The following is a 23,954-nucleotide window of genomic DNA, read 5'->3' on the forward strand; positions in this document are numbered from 1 at the left end:
GAGAGCCTTATGTCACTATATACACATGAAATTTTAAATAGCCTGGGATGGGCTTTACTGCATAGCTTATGGCAAGGCGGCATAGCCTGCGCGGCGGTTATAGTAATGCGCGCTGTGTGGCGCGGTGACAATCCATCGGCCCGGTATTTAGCGCAATGCGCAATATTGCTAAGCTGTTTCGCCGCTTTTATTGTGACGTTTTGGATTTACCTTCAAAATCCCGTCACGCAGATGGCTCAAGATATCGTCGTCGCGTCTTCAGGCTATACACTCACAATCTCCTCAGCGCCTGATGAGGCGGCAGGTTTAATTAACGGCGCACAAAGTCTGGCCGCGGCTACTTTAAATTTGAATGCTGTATTGCCAATTTTAGGTCTTCTCTGGTGTTTAGGGTTTGTATTTATGGCTCTGCGCTATGCCGGGGGGGTATATCTTGTCCGCACTTTGCGCCGCAAAGGACTGACTCGGCCAAACGCGCAATGGTGCGCCGCCTTTGCACGTCTTGCCATTCAGTCGCGCATATCGCGAGACGTGAAATTATTTATCTCTGACCGCGTCACAGGACCGATTACGCTGGGCGTATTAAAACCGATCGTTCTTGTTCCGGTCGGATTTCTGACGGCCCTGCCCCAAGATCAAGTCGAAGCCATTCTGCTTCATGAACTGGCCCATATCCGCCGCTATGATTATGCCTTCAATCTTGTTCAAAATGCCATAAAAGCCGTCTTTTTCTACCATCCTGCCATTCACTATATCTCGCGCTGTATTGATACGGATCGCGAACAGGCCTGTGATGATTTGGCGGTCAAAAAATCCGCAGGCCCGAACGCTTTGATACGCGCATTAGCGGCATTGCCGGACGCCCTGCACAGCCAGAAACTGAGCCTGGCTGCGACAGGACCGCGTCATACCCCCATCCTTGACCGCATGACCCGATTGGTTGACCCAAAACTCAAAAACAGTAATCCCAGCGCGAGTGGTATATTTGCAATGGCATTAGTGCTTACCGGCGCAGCTTATTTTAGCGCAACCTCGCAGGCCAATGCTGCGTCTACGCCCAAAGATGCAGATGTATCAGAAAGCCAGCTCGCCGGTGACGTCCCGCAAGCAGATTCTAACTCCCTGAAAATCGAAGTGTCGCCAATGGTCCCGCTGCAAGTCGACGTGCCATCCATGGCTCCTATAAAAGTCCAAGTCGCGCCGATTGCGGTGCCCACCCTGCCTGCAGCTCCGGTTTTTCCGGTCTTCTCAGAGGGCGGCCCGATTGAGAATGGTGAATTTGCCCGCCGTATTGACAAAATCAGCAGCACTTGGGGTGATTTCCGTGCGGAGATGGCCCAATTTTACATCGACTTTAGCCGCTTTGAAACCGAAAATTCATCTTGGGACGGACGGGTTGAAAAGCTTCGAAGTCAAGCCGAACGTTTGGACGAGCAAGTCAGCGAAGATTTTGAAACACACATCGAAGCCGCCAATGATCACTATCACGATTATATAGACGCCGAAAATGAGGCCAGAGAAGCCGCGTATGAGGCGAGAGAAGACGCACGTGAGATGTACAATGATACTGTTCGCGATGAGATCGAAGCCGCAGCGGAGCGCCGCGCAGACGCCAAGCGCGTGTCTATAGAAGCTCGTCATAGGGTCGAAGCCGCGCAAGAGCGCCGCACAGAAGCGCGCGCCGAAGCCAGAGCACAAGCCATAAGTGCCAGAGCTGAAGCTTCCGCCAGTAGAGCAGAGGCGAAAGCCGAAGCGTATAAAGCGAATAAGACACATACAAAATTTGATGATCTTCGCGGTGAACTAACCCAACAGCTCAAAGCCGACGGTTATTATAATGGAGGGTTGAAAAAGAATTCCATAGTGAAAAATAATACTATCTGGTCAATCAACGGCACAGCTCTAACTCCAGACCAAGCCAAACCCTATAAAAAGATTATTGGAAAGATCGTTTCAGATTTGGACAAATTCATCTTTGCCGATATTAGTAAAGACGGCCTTCATATCTCGTCTCACTCGCGAAATGGTGATGAGCGTCAAACGCGCGATATTACAATTGGTAAATTTGAACATACAGACTTTACATCGACCAAAGCGTCTGTTGCTACGCCGGTTCCGCCAATCTCGCCTGCGTCAATATCGCTTAAAACTCACCACGCTCACTCCAGTGAAGACCTTCCATATTACACAAAATCCGGCATCAAAATAACGCCTCAATTTCTTGCGCCCCTAACAAGCACCAGCGTCATGGCCAGTCATGGCGAATATATCAAAGACAAAGACGAGTATCATTCCGGTACCGATTATAATGCCGCGATTGGGACGCCCGTCAGAGCGAGCCTGGGCGGCACTGTAATATTTGCCAATAAATACGGCAATTGGGGCGGGTTGATTAAAATCAAACATATTGGCGGACTTGAAACCCGATACGCCAGCCTTGGCGCGTTCAAAGTCAAAGTCGGTGACAAAGTTAAAGCCGGACAAATTATAGGAACAGTCGGTACAATCAATAAAGTTTGGGCGCCCCACCTTCATTTTGAAATCCGACATGACGGACACAATTATGACCCCGTTTATGTTCTGTCCAAGACCCGGTAAATAACCACCCCCTCAAACCCAGAGACTTATTATGTTAAAAATCAGAAAACCGCTTCTCGCGGTCGCGTCATCGCTCACCCTCATGACAGCTGCGCTACCGGCTTTTGCGCAGACAGCAAACCAGCAGAGCTTTGATCAGGAGTATTTCAAGCAATATGCACCGCGCACTGCGCTGGATATGATCGCTCAGGTTCCGGGGTTCTCCCTCGAGGGGGCATCAGATCGGCGCGGCTTGGGACAAGGCGGGGCCAATGTTCTGATTAACGGTGAGCGTTTGACCGGCAAAACAGATGTCGGCAGCCAGCTAAACCGTATTCCGGCTACAAATGTTGTGCGGGTTGAGATCAAAGACGGCGCATCTTTGAGCATTCCTGGTCTGTCAGGACAGGTGGCCAATATCGTCACATCCAAAGGCAAGGGCCTATCCGGAACATGGAGCTGGGAGAGCACTCTACGTGACCGTAATGAACCGAATTTCAGTCATATTCATTTCACAGTATCCGGAGAGAAAGGCCCCTTATCATACACAGCAGAGCTACGCAGCGAGGCGTTCCGCCAAGCCGGATATGGCCGTGAAGACTTAATCGACGCCAGTGGAACAGTGTTCGAGACTCGCGATGAAATTGGATATGATATCGGGCAAACTCCCGGCGTGACGCTTGATCTAGCGTGGAAGCCCAAGGAGGAACATGTCGGTAATCTCAATCTTGAATACAACCATTCTAATTATGGCGGCAGCGAAACCTCACAACGTACTGCCGGGACGAGCAGAGGTAATGATGTCTTTACGCTCGCGCGGTTTTCCGAAGATGAGTGGAACGCTAAAATCGGTGCAGATTACGAATTTCCGTTTTTAAACGGTAAACTCAAAACCATCGCTTATAACCGCTTTGAGCATTCCCCAACGCAGTCTCAATTTGAGGTCTTTACCAGCCCGGATAACCGCGCGGACGGGTCAATCTTTAACCGCGTAGCTGATGAGAGCGAAAGTATTTTACGCACGGAATATTCATGGATACCCAGTGAGGGACGCGATTGGCAAATAAGTTTGGAAGGGGCGCTCAATACACTCGACATCGATGCGGATTTGCAGGTTCTGGACGGCGGCGCATACCGCCCGGAACCGCTGAAAGGCGCGTCATCCAAAGTCGAAGAAATTCGAACTGAGGCGAGCATTACCCATAGCCGTAAAATGTCGGAGAAGTGGAACTTGCAGGCCTCCCTTGGCGCCGAATATTCAGAAATATCGCAGTCTAATGGCGGCCTCACCCGTGATTTCTTCCGGCCTAAAGGGTTTATTGCCTCGACATATAAACCCTCAGACTCTTTCTCAATCAGGACGAAAGTCGAGCGCGAAGTCGGACAGCTTAACTTCTTTGATTTTATATCTTCGGTGGACATCAGCGATGATTTCAACACAACGGGCAACATCAACCTTGTTCCGGCGCAAAGCTGGAATCTGGAAACAGAATTTGATAAAGACTTTGGTGACGGCAATTCCCTTAAAATCCGGGTTTACGGCGAGCTTATAACCGATCTTGTTGACCGTATTCCAATCGGTAAAAATGGTGATGCCGTCGGCAATATTGACGAGGCTATGCTTTACGGTCTCGACAGCACATTAACGCTTAAAGGCGAAAAATGGGGCTATAAAGGCACAGAGCTGACCTTGAAGGCAAATGTCCAGGACTCCGATGTTGACGATCCCCTGACAGGAGGCTCCCGGCGATTGAATAATGCCAGTATCTACAATACCCAATTGAGCTTTCGCCACGATATCGAAAACACGGACTATGCTTATGGTTTTGGTCTGTACCGCTCCGAAGGCAGTCCGGACTTTCGTCTCAGGACAATCAGTGAGGCTAAATTTAACGCGCCGGATAGCTCAATTTTTGTCGAGCATAAAGATATTATGGGCCTGAAATTACGCCTGACCGCCTTCAATCTTTTCGATTTCACTCAAGAGGCGCAGCGCCAGATTTTCACGGATCGCCGCGATATCGGCACACTTGATTTTACTGAATTCCGACGCCGCAAATATGGCCGCACATTAAGTCTGGAGCTGAGCGGCACCTATTAAGTCCCGACTGCCCGTTTGGGACTTAGACTTCGGAAGGCTTAACGCCAGCCTTCCGAAGTTCTTTTCCCATTTGTCCGGTGACAAAGCAAAATAGCATTTTGAAATCGCTGAACAACGACCAGAGCGGATAGGTAAATGTGGCGGGCTTGTTACGTTCGATAAAACCGTGGGACATCCAAGCGAAGAAATAACCGATCACAAACATCAGCGGAAACGCATACCAATACCCCGATGCAATGGCCCAGACCAGAACGGCAATACCCAAAGCCGTTCCAAAATAGTGAAAAGCGCGCGTCGCAGGCTTGCTGTGTTCGCGCAAATAATAAGGCCAGAACTCTTGATATGTGGTAATTTCGCGCATTTTAGTCCCCTTTCTTATGGCTATCATAGCCATATGGTAAATAAATTGACAAGACTTAACCTCTTCTTAACCATGCCCGTTCATACAGGTTAAGTCTTCATTGAAGACATCCCACCATTCACCTAATACCTTCGGGAGCTTCGGCTCCCTTTTTTTTGCCTGTAGATCCCTGCTTGGACGCTACTGCATTTTTGTGTCCGTTTAGACGAAAAAATGGGTTGTCGAACGGGCCGCAACGCTGTTATGAGGCGCGCCTACTGAAATGGTCTATTCCGCAATAGCTCAGTTGGTAGAGCAGCTGACTGTTAATCAGCTTGTCGCAGGTTCGAGTCCTGCTTGCGGAGCCATCCTTTCCCCTCAAATTATTGACTAAACCCTTAAAATATGACCTTGGGAACGCTACAAATCTTTTTGTATGACGAAAAGTGCAGTCCAATTAAATTTTCATGCCTGCAATTTTAAACACAGCGGTGTGACAGGGCATACCCTATAAGGGTATTTACTTCTTTAATCTTTTTAAGCTATTTGTGCCCCATGAGAGTCATTGCGATAGTGTTTTGCTTTATCGCCGCCATCATTTTGGCGGCGATGCCTGTTATGGCGTGTTGCGTGACAGGTCATGGCGAAGCCGGTATTAAGTCAGCACAAGCCAGTAAAGTTATGACGCCGCCATGTCATGATGCAAGCGTTAGCCAACCAAATGAGAGTGAAGCGCAAGCACCCGGTCAACATTGCGCGGACTGTGATGATTGTGCCGTATCTTCATCTCATGCAAAGTTAGGTTCGCACATATCTCTGCCGTCCGATTTAGACTTCGTTGTTTCTGCCTATAAATCATCTGCTCTGCCGCAGCCTGAAATTAGGCTGCTCGAAAGCACCGGTCCGCCTTTAGGGTTGGCTTTGCGACCTATCGACAGTCTGCTCTTTCGCATCGATAGACTCCTCATTTAGATTCCAATCAGATTGACTGTTCAGAGCTGACGCTCTGAGCTTACCAGCCTGTCTTATTGGAGATTTTCGGATGCTTATCCGCTACATACCATTTCATCACTACCGGCTACGCGCCGCTATATTTTCGCTAACCTTGAGCAGCATAAGCGCGGTATGCCTGACGCCCTCAGCTTTGGCCCAAGACGACATTTATGCGCCGGAGCTTTTAGTTTCGCAAGGGCGCTATAACGCGCCCTTACCGCAAGCTGAGGCGCGACCTATGCGGTTTTCTGAAGTCGAAGCGAATCTTCGCCAACATCCCTCATTAGATGCATTAAACCTGAGCGCAGACGCCTATCGACATCGGGCTGAGGCCGCCCTCGGGCTACCCGACCCCGTTATTTCACTGCAAATCAATAATGTACCGTTCATTAATCCCTCATTTTCAGAGTATTTGCCTTCCAATAAAGCCATAGGCGTTCGTCAAGCTTTCCCGAGCCGCTCCGGGCGTAAAGCAAATTCGTTATTATCACTGAGAAACGCTGCTCAACACGAGCTGAAACGCGAGCAGCAATTTGCACGGCTTCGCGGCGATCTGTTAATGTTACTGATTGAAGAGCGCAGCATTGACGGTCAGAGAGATTACGCTCTTGCGCGTCAGACAAAATATGACGAACTGGCTGATATTATAGATATCGAGATTAACGCCGGACGGCCCATTGTCTTCCGTTTGGCGCAAGTCGATGTTGAGCGCACAGAAGTGTCGCGAACCCTAGCCCGGCTTGACGGGCAAGAGTCAGAAATCGAGGCCGCGTTCGTTAATCTCCTTGGCTTCATTCCCCAGACAGATTTACCCGACCTGTCCAAGACGGTTTGGACAGGACAGGCTCTGCGGTTTTACGGCGTGCGGGTCGCCGACGCGCAAGTGGCCATAGCAGATGCAGAAGTGCAAAGAGCCAAAGCGGATTATAAACCGGATTGGGGCGCCAATCTGACCTATCAGCAACGTGAGTCCAGTCAGGGGCTACCGCGGTCTAATTTTGATGGAGATGATTGGGTTTCAGGCGGGATCAGCTTTACAATTCCATTATGGGCCCGAGACCGTCAGGATCCAAATTTACGCGCGGCGAAGATTGACAAAAATGCAAGTCTCGCGCGCCGCATGGCCATCGCCCGGCGATTTCAGTCTGAATGGTCCCGCTATGACGCCAAGCGGGAAACTGCGGTTCAGAACATATCGATTCTCAAGCAAAAAATAAGTGCTATTGAGGCTCAAACCGCCTCGGAATTGATTTCTTATGAAGCCGGAATGGGCGACTACTCCCCGATCCTCGACGGCGAAATCGCGGTTCTCATGCTGAGAGCAGAGATTGTTAAGGAAGAAGCGACGCGCGACCAAATGGTTGTGGCGATGAATAGCCTTTTGGTGACACCATGATAAATTTCAAACATATTTTCATATCAGCGTCGGCTTTGACCTTAATCGCTTGCCAAGGATCGCATGACGAAACCGGATCTGATCACGGCGAGGCGCCATCAGGGCAGCGTTCGGATCCTTCGGCCAACATAGCGTCAAATGAGACTGTGAAATATACGTGCCCGATGCATCCGCATTATATTTCCGATGACCCAAATGGCAGCTGTCCTATCTGCGGCATGGACTTGGTTCCCGTTGCGGATAGCGGGCCGTCAACATCTTCAGGCAAAGGCAAAATTCTATATTACAAAAACCCTATGGGTCTTCCTGATAAATCCTCTGTGCCGAAAAAAGACAGCATGGGCATGGATTATATACCGGTTTATGAAAATGAAGGCCAAGGCAGCGGCGTGGCAGTCTCGCCGGAAATGATACAGACTATGGGCATTCGCACCGTGACCGTTAATACAGAAGATGTAAGCCGCGACATACGGGCTTACGGTACGGTTGAGCCCAATACACGGCTTGAATCCATGTCAGCCTCACGGCTTGAAGGCTGGATCGACGGGCTAACCGTAAGAGCCGAAGGCGATATTGTACGCCGGGGGCAGCGTTTATACCGCATCTATACGCCTGAGCTTATCGCGGCGCAAAAGGATTACCTCGCCTCTTTGCAGATTGGCAATGCACGCCGGATTGCCTCTGTGCGCCAGCGGCTCAAATCCAAAGGTATGCAAGAGGGTCTCATTGACCGCCTAACAACCTCTCGTGAGGTTATAGAGCGCATGCCGGTTTATGCAGAAAGCGCAGGGGTCGTGACCGAGCTGATGGTTCGCGACGGTGATTATCTCAAACCCGGCGATCCCGTTATGAAGCTGCAATCCTACACTAAAGTGTGGGTCATTGCATCAGTGCCTGAATCTGAATTACCGCAAATACAAATAGGTGAAGCGGCATCTTTAAAATTTGAGAGTGCGCCTGACGCGCCAAAAACAGGTACTGTAGACTATATCTATCCCACTATTGATTCAAATACGCGCACAGCCAAGGTCCGGATCAGTGTCGAAAATGCCTCGGGCTCCCTGCGTCCCGGAGCTTATGTGGATATTGTTTTCGAAACTCAACAAACCGACGCTCCTTCATCCCAATTGGTCGTCCCAAGTCAGGCCATATTGAGAGATTCACGCGGAGCCCATGTCATCATGGCTCTTGGTGACGGTCGTTTTGAAAGCCGACATATCACGATTGGATCCAGCATACGTGGTCGCACGGAAATTTTGTCCGGCCTGACGGCGGGCGAACGCATTGTCTCCAGCGGTCAATTCATGCTGGACTCCGAGTCCAGTCTTCGCGAAGGACTATCTAAATTAAGCGCGCCTGCTGCAAATTTTGACGCCGCCACCCCCCTTTCGCAATTGCCTATAGACGGGCAAACATTGAGCGAGATTGACCATATCGTCGATACAGCGCTTTATTTTCATGAAGCGATTATAGATGGTTATGCCATTGACCCTTACTTCCTCGACCCGACCCTTGCCTTAATCGATACGCTCAAAGACAGGTTTTCAGGTTCAAGGCTGTCTCCAATTCTAGACGCGTCCGCGACCGTTATATCCAACGCAAAGAATACGGCCTCAACCGAGCCTCTTGCGTCACACCTCTCCAGGTTAATGACGGCGCTGGATCCATGGCTACTCTCAGGCGCGCCGGCGCATTATAAATCTAAAGGCCTGATCCTTTATAAAGATAGGAATACCGGGCGCCTGTGGCTGCAAGAGGCAGGCCTACCCGCCAATCCTTACTCTTCTTCCGATGCAGCTGTTGTGGCTTGGCCGGATCCCATGGCAGGCACAACCCGATGACGACCGAAAAGCTGGATAATCTGGCCGGTAAGGACCCGTCAAAATCGGCTATCGCGAAACTGATCGCGTGGTCAGTGGCTAACCAGCTTATAATCATTGTCCTTGCGCTCGCCTTGGCAATGGGAGGCTGGCTATCGCTTAAAAATATGCCGTTAGATGCCGTGCCGGATTTGACGGATACCCAAGTTATCATCCGTACTGAATTTCCGGGTCAATCGCCCCAAATTGTTGAAGATCTGGTGACATATCCACTGTCGACAAATTTGTTAGGTTTGCCCAAAACAAAAGACGTTCGCGGCTCCTCTATGTTTGGCACGAGCTTCGTTTACGTTATATTTGAAGACGATGTTGATCCCTATTGGGCGCGCTCCCGTGTGGTCGAGGCGCTCTCCCGTTTAGGGTCTGAACTCCCTGAGACCGCTATCCCGCAAATTGGCCCCGACGCCACAGGCGTGGGCTGGGTCTATCAATATGCTTTGGTGGACAAAACCGGACAAACAGATCTGGCTGAGCTTCGCAGCTTACAAGATTGGTTCTTAAAGCTTGAGCTCTCCGGTGTGGAGGGCGTGTCCGAAGTGGCCTCTGTAGGCGGTTTTGAACGTGAATATCAGGTTCTCATCGATCCTAATAAACTCAAATCCTACGGCGTCTCGATATCTGAGCTTGCGCGGACAATCCGCTCCGCCAGTAGTGAAGTCGGGGGACGCGTTTTAGAGCAAGGAGAGACCGAATATGTGATCCGCTCTTCGGGATATGTCAAAAACGCTTTGGATTTGGAACAGGTCGTTGTTCTGGCGAAGAACGGCACGCCGGTTATTTTATCAGATATTGCCCGCATTATTGAAGGCCCCGCCCTTCGCCGCGGCATTGTTGAACTTAACGGCGAAGGCGAAACCGTTGCGGGTATTATTGTAATGCGGGACGGCGAAAATGCGCTGGACGTCATTGACCGGGTCAAAGAAAAACTGAGCGATCTGCAGCGCGGCCTACCTGAAGGCGTCGAGATCGTTACCGTATATGACCGCGCCCCGCTCATTGAAGGGGCTGTCTCATATTTGGAAGATAAGCTGATTGAAGAAGGGCTTGTTGTCGCGCTCGTCATTTTGCTTTTTTTGCTTCACTTTCGGGCCGCCTTTGTCGCTGTTATCACCCTGCCTCTCGGCGTTTTAGGGGCATTTATCATCATGTCTGCCCAAGGCGTTACCGCCAATATTATGTCTCTGGGCGGCATAGCTATTGCCATTGGCGCAATGGTTGACGCCTCGATTGTCATGGTCGAAAACGGCGTCAGAAAGCTCTCCGACATTAAAGGAAAGCCGGACGAGACAACCCGAAAACGCGTTCTTATCCAAGCCGCTCAAGAGGTTGGGCCGGGCTTGTTTTTCTCGCTTTTGATAATTGTCGTGTCTTTCTTGCCGGTCTTTGCCCTGACAGGCGAAAGCTACCGTCTGTTCTCTCCCCTCGCTTTCACCAAAACCTATGCCATGGCGTTTGGCGCCTTATTATCAGTAACGCTTATACCGGTTCTTATGATTTGGCTCTTACGCGGCAAGATGCGGCCGGAGACGTCCAATCCGCTCAACCGGTTTTTCATCTGGATATACAAGCCTGTTATATGGGCAGCTTTAAAGTTCAAATGGATAACGGTTATTGTCGCGCTCTTGATTACTGCCAGCGTTATAATTCCGGCACAAAAATTAGGCACAGAGTTTATGCCGGCTTTATATGAAGGCGAGCTGCTGTATATGCCCACAACATTGCCTGGCGTGTCTTCCACAAAAATGCGGGAAATTCTGGGGCAAACCAATCGCGTGATTAAAACCGTGCCCGAAGTTGAATCCGTCTTTGGCAAAGCGGGGCGGGCAGATACGGCCACAGACCCTGCACCGCTAACGATGATTGAAAGCTGGATAAGACTAAAACCCAAATCGGAATGGCGCGAGGGCATGACGGCTGATGGTATCGTCGATGATCTCAATAGCCGCCTTAAAATGCCGGGCCTTGTGAACTCATGGGGCTACCCTATCAAAATTCGAATGGACATGGTCTCAACAGGCATTCGCACGCCGATCGGCATTAAAGTCACCGGAGATGATCTTACGGTAATCGAATCTATCGGGCGGGATATTGAGCGGGTTGTGACAGATATTCCCGGGACGCGCTCCGCCTTTGCCGACCGCGTGTTGGGAGGAAAATATCTGGAAATTACACCGAACCGTTCAGAACTTGCCCGCCGCAATATTGATATGGGCACATTTCAATCCGTCATCCAAACCGCGCTGGGCGGTATGACCTTGGCTGAATCCGTTCAGGGCCGGGAGCGCTATAATATAATGCTGCGATATGAGCGGGCGTTTCGCGAAACCGATGCCGATATTGGAAATATTCTGATTCCGACGCCAAAAGGCGCGCATATTCCGCTTCGCGAGGTCGCGAGCATTGCCTATACTGAAGGGCCGCCCATGATCCGCTCAGAAAATGCGCGCCTGACAGGCTGGGTTTTTGTCGATATTTCGGGTCGGGATCTTGGCGGTTATGTCAATGATGCCAGAGAGATTGTCGCTGGCGTAATTACCCTGCCACCGGGATATGCGATAGAATGGTCGGGCCAATATGAACAAATGCAGCGGGCCAATGCGCGCTTGAAAATTGCCATACCCGCCGCAGTCGGCCTGATATTTTTGCTGCTCATGCTGCATTTCAGCCGCTTGGACCGGACGCTGATTATTATGCTGTCCCTGCCTTTTGGACTCGTCGGCGGGCTATGGGCCGTCTATCTGGCGGGCTATAATCTATCCGTAGCTGTGGCCGTTGGCTTTATCGCATTAGGCGGCATTGCTGTTGAGACCGCAGTCGTCATGCTGCTTTATATTGACCAACAAGTTAGGACAGACGTGCCTCAGACAAAAGCTGCTCTTTTCGACGCTGTCAGTCACGGCGCTGCCTTGCGCGTGCGACCAAAGCTTATGACCGTTACAACGGTGATGGCCGGCCTGGCCCCCATATTTATCACTGAAGGCTTAGGATCCGATGTCATGCGCCGCATTGCTCTGCCGATGCTGGGAGGTATGGTGTCAACGACCCTTCTCACACTCATCGTGATTCCGGCTATTTATTTTATCTGGATCGGACGACAGCTTCCAAACACACCCACCCAACATATAAAACCCTCGAAGGAAAAAACTCATGAAACAGCTTACTAAAATTACGATCACGGCTTTGGCCGCATTCAGCCTCACGGCCTGCGGGGAAGACACCACTAATACCGGAAATCATGCCGAAATAGACGAGACCCCTATGCACTCCACTACAATGGGTGATGATAAAATGATGGGCGATACAGGTCATACTACGGGCGTAATTGTTTCCATCAGTCCCGACGGCAAAGAAGCTACAATTGATCATCAAGACATTGACGGGGTCGGCATGTCGGCCATGACAATGGGCTTTGGCATTACCTCAACTGTTGATCTGTCCAGCTATGCCAAAGGGGACAGTGTTAGCTTTATGGTCAAAAGGGGTCGTGATAACAGCTATCGCATTACCGCGATTTGTAACACGGCTAACGATGGCCAGGATTGCCTTGATACCCATATGGATCATAACGGTCATTAATAACTCACGCCTGTAATATTTATTACAGGCGTGTTCGCTCTGGGGAGGGTTAAATGAATCAAGCGATATTAAACCGCAATTTACGAAAGCTGCATCTGTGGTTTGGCATTGGCATCGGTCTCCAACTGGGTCTGTGGTTAATCTCAGGCTTGTTCATGACGCTTTTCCCTATCGACCAAGTCCGCGGCACGCATTTGCGCGCTACCCAATTGCCACAGACTGTCTCAGCGAAGTTAGATATCCTCCACCCCTCTGAACTCATCTCAAAACATGCCTTAAATTCTGATGCATTAACTCTAAAATTAATCGCCGGAGAGCCGGTTTATATTGTTACCACATCAGAAAAAACGCAGGCCTTCAATGCCAAAACGGGCGAAGTCCAAAACGTGATGGATGAGGTCTTAGCCACCCAAATTGCAATAGACAGTTATGCCGGCCGAAGTGCGCAAACCACGGCCACTCTCTTCGAAGAAAAAGCCCCGCGTGAATATGGCCGGGCTGGGCCGGTCTGGCGGATAGATTTTAAAAAACCTGATGCAGCCAGCTTTTATGTTGATGCCATGACAGGCGAGCTCAAAGCCGTCAGAACCGGATTATGGCGAACCTTTGATTTCATGTGGGGCCTCCATATTATGGATTGGAAGAGCCGCGAAAATTTTAACTCCTGGTGGATCAAAACAGTCGCATCCCTCGCTGTCTTTTTCTTTTTCACAGGGTTTGGCCTGGCCATCCTCAGAATTCGAAGCTCAATTAAAAGGCGCAAAAGGCTTGAATAGTCACCAGTTTGTGAGGTTAATAAGCGACCCCGCTCACCACTGCATTTTCCGAGGGCAGCCCTTTTATGTTAGGTAGACCCTACAGCCTTCTGTCTTGTCACATCGACAAAAATAAAGTTCGCAAAACTTTCAATGCTTGAAGTAATAAATAATTCGGACTGAACACTATACACAGAATACACAGAGCTGCCGTATTGACGCCTGCGCTATAGGGCATAAACAGAAAGCACTCATTGTTACGGATACCATTATGGCAGATGCAGATCAGGCAGGCGGTTCAATTCTTGCCAGTATGACAGCTCTGGCGAATCCAATCGCAAAACTGCGCGGCATACGCAGCGTCATTCGTGTTGGTAATAATCTGGCTAAAAAAAATGTCTCGCTGGTTGCAGGCGGCGTCTCATTTTATGCATTTCTGTCAATTTTTCCCGCAATAGCAGGATCGCTTATGCTCTGGGGGTTTTTTTCTTCGCAGTCAGATGTCTCGGTCGTCACCACAACCTTTTACGGCGCGGTACCTGATCCGGTCCTCGATTTGATCGTCGCGCAACTTACCCGTATCACGACCAGTCCGGCGACGCTGACGCCCTTTGCGGCTATTTTCTCACTTCTATTTGCACTGTGGAGCGCGTCCAAAGCAATTAATGCTCTGTTGATGGCAATGACCTCCATGTATGGCGAGAGCGTCAAAGGCGGCTATATACGCCAACGGCTCGTCTCCTTTCTGTTTACATTGGGCGGAATCGCCTTTGCTATTTTATCGATCATCTTAATCGGAGCTGTTCCACCTATTTTAGAGGCATTGCGGCTCGGCGTTGTGGCCGAAGCCCTAATCCTGATCCTCCGCTGGCTGGTAATACTCAGCGTGTTTTTCGCAGGCGCGGTGGCCTTTTATTTCGTGTCCCGCCGCGATCCTTTGCGGGTAAGGCTTAAAAACCGCAATCAAGTCTACCCCGGCGCATTCGCGGCGACCCTCATATGGGTCATTTCGTCGGTGGCGTTTTCTTTCTATCTGTCGGCATTTGACCAATATAATGAAACTTTCGGCTCGCTGGGCGCTGTGGCCGCTTTATTGATGTGGTTCTGGGTATCCGCACTCGCGCTGCTTGTCGGCGCGGAGATTAACACTGATTATGCTGGGAAAGAGGACCGTCGCGCTGATGCGGTCGTGCCGCAAGCGGACATTGAAAGTCAGACTTAACGGAGCTTTGAGTAATTTTTGTGTTTCACTGCATTTGACAGGAACCAATATTGAGTTTGCCCGTTAATTGTATGTGGAAACAAACAAAAGGAAAAATATCATGGAAAGCGAACACATCCAAGGCGCCGGCAACAAAACAGCGGGCAAGATTAAAGAAAAAGTCGGCCAAGCCACCGACAATAAGTCTCTTGAAGCCAAGGGCAAAGCGCAAAACGCCAAAGGCCACGCGCAAGATGCGATCGGTGACGCAAAAGACGCCGTCGAATAGGCAGCGAAACCAAACTCAGAAGCCCCGCCTTTAAGACGGGGCTTTTTTTTATAGAAAACTATATTTAGGGTATGGCATGGTGACCGAGCAACGCGCACAGCAAAAGCAGCCCCGTACCCCTAAAACCGTGCAAAATGGTCAAGCCCCCCAACGATATTCTAATTGGGCCGTGGTTGGTATATTCTGGATCATGTCATTAGGCGTGCTAACGGTCGCACAGTCTTTTTTCATTCCCGTAGTGACTGCGATTATTCTGGCTTTGATTTTCAGCCCCTTGCGCCGGACTATGGGCAAGGTCGGCATAAAACCGGGTCTCGCCGCGCTTCTGATCTTATTATCCGTTCTCGCTGTCATCTCCGTCACCCTGTATTTTCTGGCCGGCCCGATCGAAACCCGTATCAAAACACTTCCAAGCCTGATCCCCAATGCAGTCAAAAAAATTGAGATTTTATCAGGCGCGATGGAACCGGTTATCGAAGCCTCGGACCAAATTGATAAAATGTCTAAAGGCGCAGATGGACCGGCAGAGGTCGTCATACGCGAAGGCGGAACGCTCTCATCGATTGCGAAGACAACCCCGCGTATTTTAGGGCAGATAGGGTTTACTTTGGCTGTCATGATGTTTCTGATTTCATCCGGAGATTTGTTTTATGAAAAACTGGTGCGGGTCATGCCTACGTTCAAAGATAAAAAACGCGCTGTTGTTTTGGTGAAATCGATCGAGCAGAGCGTCTCAAAATACTTTTTAACCATCACCGTCATTAATGCCGGATTGGGCCTCGCCGTCGGCCTCGTCATGTGGGGCTTAGGCATGCCGGATCCAATCCTGTTTGGTATCGGGGCTTTCCTGCTGAATTTCATTCCTTTTGTCGGCGCAATTATTGGTGTGTCTCTTACATTTCTCGTCGCATTTATTAGCGCGCCAACCATTGTTTTGGCCTTATTGCCTGCGGTGTGCTATTTCTTGTTAACCGCCTTTGAGGGCCAATTCATTACGCCTATGCTCGTCGGTCGCCGCCTGCGGCTGAATGCTGTGGTGGTCTTCCTCGCCGTCGCAGTAGGGGCATGGATGTGGTCCTTTATGGGTATGTTTCTCGCCATTCCCGTGCTCATTTTAATTAAAGCGCTCTCGGATGATATCGAGTCCTTGCGCGGCATAGGTGAGTTTCTAGGGGAGCGAACCGGTACGACTCGCAAAGATCAGCGTATATTAGATAAGGCTTTGGAGCCCTAATCAATTACATCGCATCGGGCTGCATTTCAGGTGCAGCGATAGCGAATTCAGGACGCGCGCGGCACGCGGCATCAATAGCCGACAGATGTGGAAAAGCATCCATATTCACGCCAAACCGCCGCGCATTATAAACTTGGGGCACAAGGCAGACCTCGAAAAAGCCCGGCTCATCCATATAGAGGAATTTGCTCGTCCTCGTCTCGGCAATCTCTTCGAGCGCGTTAAATCCCTTGGCAATCCAGTGGCGTACCCATTTCGTTACGCCCTCATCATCCGCGCCATAGTCTGATCGAATATATTTCAGCACAGATAAATTTTGAATGGGCGAAATATCGGACGCAATGACCAGAGACGCGGCGAGGACTTTGGACCGCAGTACCGCGTCGCTAGGCATAAGAGCAGGATCAGGCACAATTGCGTCCAGATAATCAAGTATGGCCAGTGACTGCGTTAGCTTCGTGCCGTCCTCCAGTTCTAAGACCGGCAGATAGCCTTGCGGATTACGGGCAAAATGCGCCGCCTCATTTTGAGCGCCATCGCGTAGATTAACGGCGACATGTTTGACCTCAATCCCTTTCATCGCGAGCGCAATGCGCACGCGGTAAGAGGCTGAGCTGCGCCAATATCCATACAGCGTCATCATAGGGTTAGCCCTTTGGCGGGTCGTATTTTACGACTGTGTTTTCAATCCGTCCGAAAATAGACTTGCCATTGGCGTCATCCATTTCAATACCGACAGCATCGCCAAACTGCATGAACGGCGTTTTAAATTCACCGGTCTGGATTTTTTCGATCATGCGGATTTCGGCGATGCAGCTATAGCCGACGCCGCCATCTTCGATCTTTTTGCCTTCACCGCCTTCGAATTTATTGGACACAGTGCCGGAGCCGATAATTGTGCCGGCTGCCAGATGGCGCGTTTTCGCAGCGTGAGAGACAAGGCGGTACATATCAAATGTCATATCATTTTTGACATTGGCTTTGCCGAAGGGCTTACCGTTATAGTCGACTTTCAAATCCAGATCAATTGTGCCCTCGCCCCAGGCTTTACCCAGCTCGTCCGGCGTAATCGCGACAGGTGAAAAAGCGCTGCTGGCCTTGCCATTCACAAAACCAAAGCCCTTGCGAAGCTCATTCGGAATAAGGCCGCGCAGGGACACATCATTGACCAACATGATCAATTTGATGTGCTTGGCCGCTTGTTTCGGCGTGACGCCCATCGGCACGTCATCGGTAATGATGGTCAGCTCGGCTTCCATATCAATGCCGTGGTCTTCTGTGATCGCTTCAATGTCATCGCGCGGGCCGATAAAGGTGTCCGACGCGCCCTGATACATAAGCGGGTCTTCGTAAAAGCTCTCCGGCACTTCGGCGCCGCGCGCTTTGCGCACGAGTTCGACATGGTTCAGATATGCGGAGCCGTCCAGCCACTGATAGGCGCGTGGCAATGGGCTCTCGCAATGCTCTTGATCAAACGCCATATCGCCATCGACTTTTCCGGCGTTGAGCAGCTCAAAACGCGCGGCCAGTTGCGGCGCGACGGTTTCCCAGTCATCCAGAGCAGCCTGCAATGTCGGCGCAATATCTGTGACATCCGCGGCGCGTTTTAAATCGCGCGAGACAACAACGAGCTGTCCGTCGCGTGTTTCATTTTTTAATGTGGCAAGTTTCATATCGAGTCTTTCGGGTAAATAATTTAACGATTAGGATTCGCTGGCAATCTTCTCATGCAGCCAAGCGGCGTGGCGCGGCGCTTTTTTCGTCTCGCTCCATTCCTTGAGCATGTCGGGCGCGACAGCGTGTAATTGTGCCATTTGTTCCGGTGTGTGGATATTGGCAGCGAGTTCAAGACGGTGGCCATTCGGGTCAAAGAAATAGATGGATTTAAATATGCCGTGATGGGTCGGGCCAAGAACCTCTATTCCGGCCTCTTCCAAATTCGCTTTGGCTTCCAGCAAATCCTCAAGACTGTCGACGCGTAGCGCGATGTGCTGCACCCAGTCAGGGGTGTTGCGGTCGCGGTCCATATCCGGCTGCTCGGGCAGTTCAAAAAACGCGAGTACATTATTGTTTCCGGCATCCAAAAAGATATGCATATAGGGGTCATAAGCGCCCGTTGACGGCACGTGATCTTCGGCAATGGCGAGCTGAAAGTCCATATTCAGGACGCCGTTATAAAATTCCACCGTCTCTTTGGCATCGCGGCAGCGATAGGCTACATGGTGGAAACCATCAGTTTTGATCGTCATTATCACTCTCCTCTTGTGCAGTCTCGTTAATTTGGGGCGCTGGAAACAATGCAATTGAAAATGTTTTTTCAATCGCAACACATAATGCCGCGCAGATCATTCCGGCCACAACTGTGCCAAACAGCAGAGCATAAAAACCTGTTAGGCCAAAGCCCTGCTCGGCCACGATTTTAGCCAAATAGATGCTGACGGCGACGGCTAAAGCCAGCGCCCACGGAAAACGCGTTATGAGACGCCTAATATTCACTCAGCGACTTCTAGCACGCCGCGTTCAACCTGGTCACGCTCAATAGACTCAAACAGGGCTTTGAAATTACCCTCACCAAAGCCGTCTTTATAATCGCCCTTACGCTGAATAAATTCAAAGAAGACCGGGCCGACCTGGGGCTGCGCAAAAATCTGCAGCAGCAGTCTCGGCTCTCCGCCTTCAGTCGTGCCGTCCAGTAATAAACCGCGGGCTTCGAGGCCTTCATTGTCTTCGCCATGTCCGGGCAGGCGCTCATCAAGCATCGCGTAATATGTTTTCGGCGGGGCGGTCATAAATGGAACGCCTTGCGCTTTTAAGCGGTCCCAAGCGGCATAAAGATCATCGCAGATCAAAGCGATATGCTGAATACCTTCTCCGTTAAATTCACGCAGGAATTCTTCGATTTGGCCACCGCCGGACTTGCCTTCTTCGTTTAAAGGAATACGGATTTTACCATCCGGCGCGGTGAGCGCCTTGGAGGTCAGGCCAGTATATTCGCCTTTAATGTCAAAATAACGGATCTCCTGGAAGTTAAACAGCTTTTCGTAAAAATCAGCCCAATAGGCCATGCGTCCGCCATAAACATTATGGGTCAGATGATCGATCAGTTTAAAGCCGCAGCCTTCGGGATGTTTCTCAACACCGTCGAAATATTCAAAATCAATATCATAGATAGACAGGCCGTCTTGGCCAGCATCGGCGTAACGGTCGATCAAATAGATGATAGAATTACCGATGCCGCGAATGCCGGGAATACACAGCTCCATCGGGCCGGTTTTCATCTCAACAGGCTCAGCGCCCTGCGCGATTAAATGGTCGTAAGCCTTGCGCGCATCGCGAACCCGAAACCCCATGCCGCAGGCCGACGGCCCGTGCTCACGGGCAAAGTAATAAGCCGGACTGGTCGGTTCGTAATTCGTAATCAGATTGATGCCGCCCTGACGCCACAGCTCGACATTTTTAGAGCGGTGACGCGCGACTTTGGTAAATCCCATCAGCTCAAAGACGGGCTCAAGTACATTTTTTTCGGGCGCAGAGAACTCGATGAATTCGAACCCGTCCAGTCCCGCTGGATTATCAAAAAGATCGGCCATCATTCACTCCATATTGTTGTTATTGCAACTATTAAATCTTCAATAGCGTAAAATGGTTGCAATTGCAACTAAAAACTCTATAAAGCCAATATGGATAATGCGATTAAACTTGAAAATTTCTGGCCTTATCAGGCCGTCGTTCTGGGCGACCTCATTTCGCGCCACACATTAAGCATATTAAAGACGCAAGGCGAGTTGAATTTGTCGCAATGGCGGGTCTTAGCCGCCATTGCCGATACGCCGGGGCGCAGCTCCGCGCAGGTTGTGGCTGTCACGCCCATGGATAAAGGCCTTGTCAGCCGCGCCGTCAAATCCTTACTCGAATCATCGCATATCCGCAAAGAAAATGACCCGTCTGACAAACGCAAATCCGCACTCTATCTGACTCGCAAAGGTGAAACCCTTTATGCTGAAATCAGCGCGCTGCAGATCAAAGCGATAGCAGACTATAGCGTCAAGAATACACCGGACAGCGCCATGATCGACATCCTGAATGACCGCATCAAAGCTGTGCGGGCGGGGCTTAAGACTTAACCCCTGCCCGTCCCGGTATGCGGATATCTTCGACGAGCTGTTGAATCTCCTCGGGCGGCGGCGGCGTAAGAAGCGCAACGACTATTCCGACGATGAGCGCCAGCCACATAAAGGCAAAACCGATGCCTTCAGGCGAAATTCCAAACCACCACGCGCCTGCATCGTCATTGATAAATTTGAAATAATAAATATAGCCGAATGTCGGGATCAGGCCCGTCAGCATGGCGCAGATTGCGCCTTCGCGGTTCATGCGCTTCCAGAAAATGCCAAGGAATATGACGGGGAAAAGTGATGCGGCCGCTAGGCCAAAAGCAAAAGCCACAACCTGCGCCACAAAAGGCAGCTGTGACGCAAAAGCGCCGATCAATCCCGCTAAAATCACAGCCACGGCTGCCGATAAACGTGCGGCCAGCATTTCCTGTTTCTCGGTCATATCCGGCGTGAATGTGCGCTTTAATAGATCATGGCTAACCGCCGAGCTAATCACCATAAGAAGTCCTGCCGCCGTCGAAAGCGCCGCCGCAAGGCCGCCCGCCACAACAAGGCCAATGACCCATGCGGGGAGTTTGGCGATCTGCGGATTGGCGAGCACAAAAATATCGCGGTTGGGCTCGACCTCATTGGCCAGACCGTCCGGCGCATTTGGCCCGCGATATTGCATGATGCCGTCACCATTTTTGTCGTCAAATTTGACCAGATCGGTTTTTTCCCAATCCTTATACCACGCCGGAACGGGCTTACCGCCTGTGGCTTCGATGGCGGCGGCGCGGGTGGCGTAATCTTCGCCGTCTTCAATATAGGTCGCTTCATTGACCGTATCGATGAAATTAAGCCGCGCAAATGCGCCTACGGCAGGCGCGACGGTGTAGAGCAGCGCGATAAACACCAGCGCCCAGCCCGCGGATTTGCGCGCCGCTTGGGCTGATTTTACCGTAAAAAAGCGAATGATAACATGCGGCAAGCCTGCTGTGCCGAACATCAAGGCGGCGGTAATACAGAATACATCAATTTTTGTCTTAGTTGTCTCCGTATAAGCGGTGAAGCCGAGATCGGTGACCACAGTGTTAAGCGTCTCCAGCATGGACATATCTGTCCCGGCCGCATTCCCGATAAAGCCGAGCTGCGGAATGGCATGTCCGGTGATAATCAAGCTGATGAAAATGGCGGGCACGGTGTAGGCGAAGATCAGCACGACATATTGCGCGACTTGCGTATAGGTAATGCCCTTCATCCCGCCCAGCACGGCATAGACGAAAACGATTGCGCTACCGATGGCGATGCCGACATTGAAATCCACCTTGAGAAAGCCGCTAAAGGCCACGCCCACACCCTTCATCTGTCCGGCGATATAGGTGAAGCTGACAAATAGCGCGCAGATAACAGCAATCACCCGCGCCGTTTTAGAATAATAACGGTCACCGACAAAATCCGGCACAGTAAACTTACCAAATTCGCGCAAATAGGGCGCAAGCAGCAAGGCCAGCAGAACGTAGCCGCCTGTCCAGCCCATCAGGTAAACACTGCCGCCATAGCCCAGAAACGCGATCAGCCCGGCCATAGACAGGAAACTGGCTGCGCTCATCCAATCGGCGGCGGTCGCCATGCCATTTATTGTCGGATGAACATCATGTCCGGCGACGTAAAAATCATCCGTACTCTTGGCCATAGATCGAATGGCAATGGCGATGTAGAGGGTAAATGTCGTGACGACGAAGAAATAGGTCCAAAAGGTCTGATCCACGGCTCTAACCTTTTATGCCGAATTTGCGCTCCAGCGCGTTCATCCGGTAGCAATAGACGATGATCAGAATGACAAAGACATAGATCGCGCCGTTTTGCGCCATCCAGAACCCGAGCGGCGCGCCGCCAACGCTAAATTGGTCAAAAAACTCGCGAAACAAAATGCCCATGCCGAAAGACACGATGAACCATATGACGAGCAGCCCTGCGGTTAGGCGCAGCACTGCTTTCCAATAGAGCTTATGCTGTTCACGTTTCGGCATATAGTCCCCCATTTACTCTGCGTTTTGGCTAGCTTTAGCACAGCTCTCGCTATCGGCCAGATTTAATGCCAAAATCGCATAAGGCCTAAACATTGGCATATGAAAAAAAGTGCATATCTAGACTAGACAGCCTAATGCTAATCGGGTTCTTTCCGCCCAAATCAAATCGCCGGAAAACGGCGTGTGAAACTATTGGTGCAGCGGGGACGTTATCTGACTGCATATATACATCTAGAGAGGACGATCATGACCGAAGCCTATATTTACGATGCCGTGCGCAGCCCGCGTGGCAAAGGCAAAAAAGACGGCAGCCTGCACGAAATTACCGCTCTTGACCTCTCCGCGCAGGTGATGACGGCCATTAAAGACCGCAGCGACCTTCCCGCCGACAGCGTTGAAGACATTGCCTTTGGCGTTGTTTCCCCTGTTGGAGAGCAAGGCGCGGTCATTACCCGCACCGCAGCGCTGCAATCGGGTTTCGCTGAAACGACATCCGGAATACAAGTGAACCGGTTTTGTGGCTCAGGCCTTGAAGGCGTGAATATCGCTGCAGCGAAAGTCAAAGCCGGCGAATGTATGTTGACCATGGGCGGCGGCGTCGAATGCATGTCGCGCGTCCCGATGGGCAGTGATGGCGGTGCATGGCCGACCGATCCCCAATCCGCGATGGACAATTACTTTGTCCCGCAAGGCATCTCCGCAGATCTGATCGCGACAAAATACGGTTTTAGCCGTGATGATGTCGATGCTTACGCCGTCGAGAGCCATAAGCGCGCGACAAAATCCTGGGATGAAGGCCGTTTTGCCAAATCTATCCTGCCCATCAAAGACGTGATCGGCCTTCCGGTGATTACCCGCGATGAGACCATCCGTCCTGACACCAATATGCAAAGCCTTGGCTCGCTAAATCCGTCCTTTGCGATGATGGGCCAGAGCTTTGGTTTTGATAATGTCGCGCAGCAGCGTTATCCGGAAATTGAAGAGATTAACCACGTCCATCATGCGGGCAACAGCTCCGGCATTGTTGACGGCGCAGCCGCTGTTCTGGTCGGCAATGAGGCGGCCGGTAAGAAATTTAATATCAAACCCCGCGCCCGCATCGTCTCTATGGCCTCTATCGGGTCAGAGCCGACAATCATGCTGACGGGCCCTGAATTTGCGGCGCAAAAAGCGCTGAGAAATGCAGGCATGACCGCCGCTGATATCGACCTTTGGGAGCTGAACGAGGCCTTCGCCGCAGTCGTTCTGCGTTTCATGCAAGCCATGGACGTCGATCACTCGGTCATGAACGTTAATGGCGGCGCGATTGCCATGGGTCACCCTCTGGGCGCAACAGGCGCTATGATTTTGGGCACGATGGTCGATGAGTTGGAGCGGGCAGACAAGCAGACGGCATTGATCACATTGTGTATCGGCGCCGGAATGGGCATCGCGACTATCATTGAGCGCGTTTAACGCCGGCCAAATAACGTAAAGAGACATATT

Annotated in this window: 21 protein-coding genes and 1 tRNA gene; 14 read left to right on the forward strand and 8 right to left on the reverse strand. The window is 50.9% G+C overall.

The genetic code is table 11. The features are described from left to right. Positions 1-9: 9 nt before the first annotated feature. Positions 10-2,598, forward strand: coding sequence for a M56 family metallopeptidase (locus tag H142_RS17195; protein WP_017930858.1), 2,589 nt, complete (start codon positions 10-12; stop codon positions 2,596-2,598). 31 nt (positions 2,599-2,629) lie between these two features. After that, on the forward strand, positions 2,630-4,678 hold the full coding sequence (locus H142_RS0104245; RefSeq protein WP_026147787.1) for a TonB-dependent receptor plug domain-containing protein: 2,049 nt from the start codon (positions 2,630-2,632) through the stop codon (positions 4,676-4,678). A 22-nt stretch (positions 4,679-4,700) separates the two neighbouring features. Here H142_RS0104245 and H142_RS0104250 read toward each other — a convergent pair whose 3' ends face one another. Further along, positions 4,701-5,039 carry a DUF962 domain-containing protein gene (locus H142_RS0104250; protein ID WP_017930860.1) on the reverse strand — a complete coding sequence of 113 codons (339 nt, stop codon included), beginning with the start codon at positions 5,037-5,039 and terminating at the stop codon, positions 4,701-4,703. Between the two features lie 271 nt (positions 5,040-5,310). On the opposite strand from H142_RS0104250, the gene H142_RS0104255 reads away from it, so the two are divergent. The 10 genes from H142_RS0104255 to H142_RS14275 all read left to right on the forward strand — a co-directional run bounded on the left by H142_RS0104255 (position 5,311) and on the right by H142_RS14275 (position 16,342). Further along, positions 5,311-5,386: transfer RNA gene (locus tag H142_RS0104255), tRNA-Asn, on the forward strand. A 187-nt stretch (positions 5,387-5,573) separates the two neighbouring features. Continuing rightward, positions 5,574-5,990, forward strand: a complete 417-nt coding sequence (locus H142_RS16775; RefSeq protein ID WP_156811883.1) for a hypothetical protein — start codon at positions 5,574-5,576, stop codon at positions 5,988-5,990. Positions 5,991-6,060: 70 nt separating this feature from the next. Next, positions 6,061-7,407, forward strand: coding sequence for a TolC family protein (locus H142_RS0104260; RefSeq protein ID WP_156811884.1), 1,347 nt, complete (start codon positions 6,061-6,063; stop codon positions 7,405-7,407). Further along, a complete protein-coding gene (locus H142_RS0104265) occupies positions 7,404-9,248 on the forward strand; it encodes an efflux RND transporter periplasmic adaptor subunit (protein ID WP_017930862.1) in 1,845 nt (614 codons plus the stop codon). The genes H142_RS0104260 and H142_RS0104265 overlap by 4 nt, the downstream gene beginning before the upstream one ends. Further along, the gene (locus H142_RS0104270; protein ID WP_017930863.1) at positions 9,245-12,451 is read left to right on the forward strand and encodes an efflux RND transporter permease subunit; all 3,207 of its coding nucleotides are present in this window, start codon (positions 9,245-9,247) and stop codon (positions 12,449-12,451) included. Before H142_RS0104265 ends, H142_RS0104270 begins: the two co-directional genes overlap by 4 nt. After that, complete coding sequence (locus H142_RS0104275) at positions 12,435-12,863, forward strand: copper-binding protein (protein WP_017930864.1); 429 nt, start codon at positions 12,435-12,437, stop codon at positions 12,861-12,863. The genes H142_RS0104270 and H142_RS0104275 overlap by 17 nt, the downstream gene beginning before the upstream one ends. A gap of 53 nt (positions 12,864-12,916) precedes the next feature. Then, complete coding sequence (locus H142_RS0104280; protein ID WP_017930865.1) at positions 12,917-13,639, forward strand: PepSY domain-containing protein; 723 nt, start codon at positions 12,917-12,919, stop codon at positions 13,637-13,639. Positions 13,640-13,889: 250 nt separating this feature from the next. Continuing rightward, the gene (locus H142_RS0104285) at positions 13,890-14,840 is read left to right on the forward strand and encodes a YihY/virulence factor BrkB family protein (protein WP_017930866.1); all 951 of its coding nucleotides are present in this window, start codon (positions 13,890-13,892) and stop codon (positions 14,838-14,840) included. Between the two features lie 100 nt (positions 14,841-14,940). After that, on the forward strand, positions 14,941-15,108 hold the full coding sequence (locus H142_RS16635) for a CsbD family protein (protein WP_017930867.1): 168 nt from the start codon (positions 14,941-14,943) through the stop codon (positions 15,106-15,108). 76 nt (positions 15,109-15,184) lie between these two features. After that, positions 15,185-16,342 carry an AI-2E family transporter gene (locus tag H142_RS14275; RefSeq protein WP_017930868.1) on the forward strand — a complete coding sequence of 386 codons (1,158 nt, stop codon included), beginning with the start codon at positions 15,185-15,187 and terminating at the stop codon, positions 16,340-16,342. Positions 16,343-16,346: 4 nt separating this feature from the next. Here H142_RS14275 and maiA read toward each other — a convergent pair whose 3' ends face one another. The 5 genes from maiA to hppD are packed head-to-tail and all read right to left on the reverse strand — an operon-like array spanning position 16,347 to position 19,932. Then, positions 16,347-16,982 carry a maleylacetoacetate isomerase gene (gene maiA / locus H142_RS0104300; RefSeq protein ID WP_026147790.1) on the reverse strand — a complete coding sequence of 212 codons (636 nt, stop codon included), beginning with the start codon at positions 16,980-16,982 and terminating at the stop codon, positions 16,347-16,349. Positions 16,983-16,989: 7 nt separating this feature from the next. After that, complete coding sequence (locus H142_RS0104305) at positions 16,990-18,015, reverse strand: fumarylacetoacetate hydrolase family protein (protein ID WP_017930870.1); 1,026 nt, start codon at positions 18,013-18,015, stop codon at positions 16,990-16,992. A gap of 30 nt (positions 18,016-18,045) precedes the next feature. Further along, entirely contained in the window at positions 18,046-18,591 is a 546-nt protein-coding gene (locus H142_RS0104310; RefSeq protein WP_017930871.1) for a VOC family protein, read from the reverse strand. Beyond that, entirely contained in the window at positions 18,575-18,838 is a 264-nt protein-coding gene (locus H142_RS0104315) for a hypothetical protein (protein WP_017930872.1), read from the reverse strand. The genes H142_RS0104310 and H142_RS0104315 overlap by 17 nt, the downstream gene beginning before the upstream one ends. Next, positions 18,835-19,932 carry a 4-hydroxyphenylpyruvate dioxygenase gene (gene hppD, locus H142_RS0104320; RefSeq protein ID WP_026147791.1) on the reverse strand — a complete coding sequence of 366 codons (1,098 nt, stop codon included), beginning with the start codon at positions 19,930-19,932 and terminating at the stop codon, positions 18,835-18,837. Before hppD ends, H142_RS0104315 begins: the two co-directional genes overlap by 4 nt. Before the next feature lie 90 nt (positions 19,933-20,022). On the opposite strand from hppD, the gene H142_RS14280 reads away from it, so the two are divergent. After that, positions 20,023-20,466 carry a MarR family winged helix-turn-helix transcriptional regulator gene (locus H142_RS14280; RefSeq protein ID WP_017930874.1) on the forward strand — a complete coding sequence of 148 codons (444 nt, stop codon included), beginning with the start codon at positions 20,023-20,025 and terminating at the stop codon, positions 20,464-20,466. Here H142_RS14280 and H142_RS0104330 read toward each other — a convergent pair. Further along, positions 20,456-22,207, reverse strand: a complete 1,752-nt coding sequence (locus tag H142_RS0104330; RefSeq protein ID WP_017930875.1) for a sodium:solute symporter family protein — start codon at positions 22,205-22,207, stop codon at positions 20,456-20,458. The genes H142_RS14280 and H142_RS0104330 overlap by 11 nt on opposite strands. 4 nt (positions 22,208-22,211) lie before the next feature. Further along, a complete protein-coding gene (locus H142_RS0104335; RefSeq protein WP_033314976.1) occupies positions 22,212-22,469 on the reverse strand; it encodes a DUF4212 domain-containing protein in 258 nt (85 codons plus the stop codon). 246 nt (positions 22,470-22,715) lie between these two features. On the opposite strand from H142_RS0104335, the gene H142_RS0104340 reads away from it, so the two are divergent. Further along, positions 22,716-23,924, forward strand: a complete 1,209-nt coding sequence (locus H142_RS0104340) for an acetyl-CoA C-acetyltransferase (protein ID WP_017930877.1) — start codon at positions 22,716-22,718, stop codon at positions 23,922-23,924. Positions 23,925-23,954 lie beyond the last annotated feature (30 nt).

This window comes from Robiginitomaculum antarcticum DSM 21748, from assembly GCF_000365025.1.
GTDB lineage: Bacteria > Pseudomonadota > Alphaproteobacteria > Caulobacterales > Maricaulaceae > Robiginitomaculum > Robiginitomaculum antarcticum.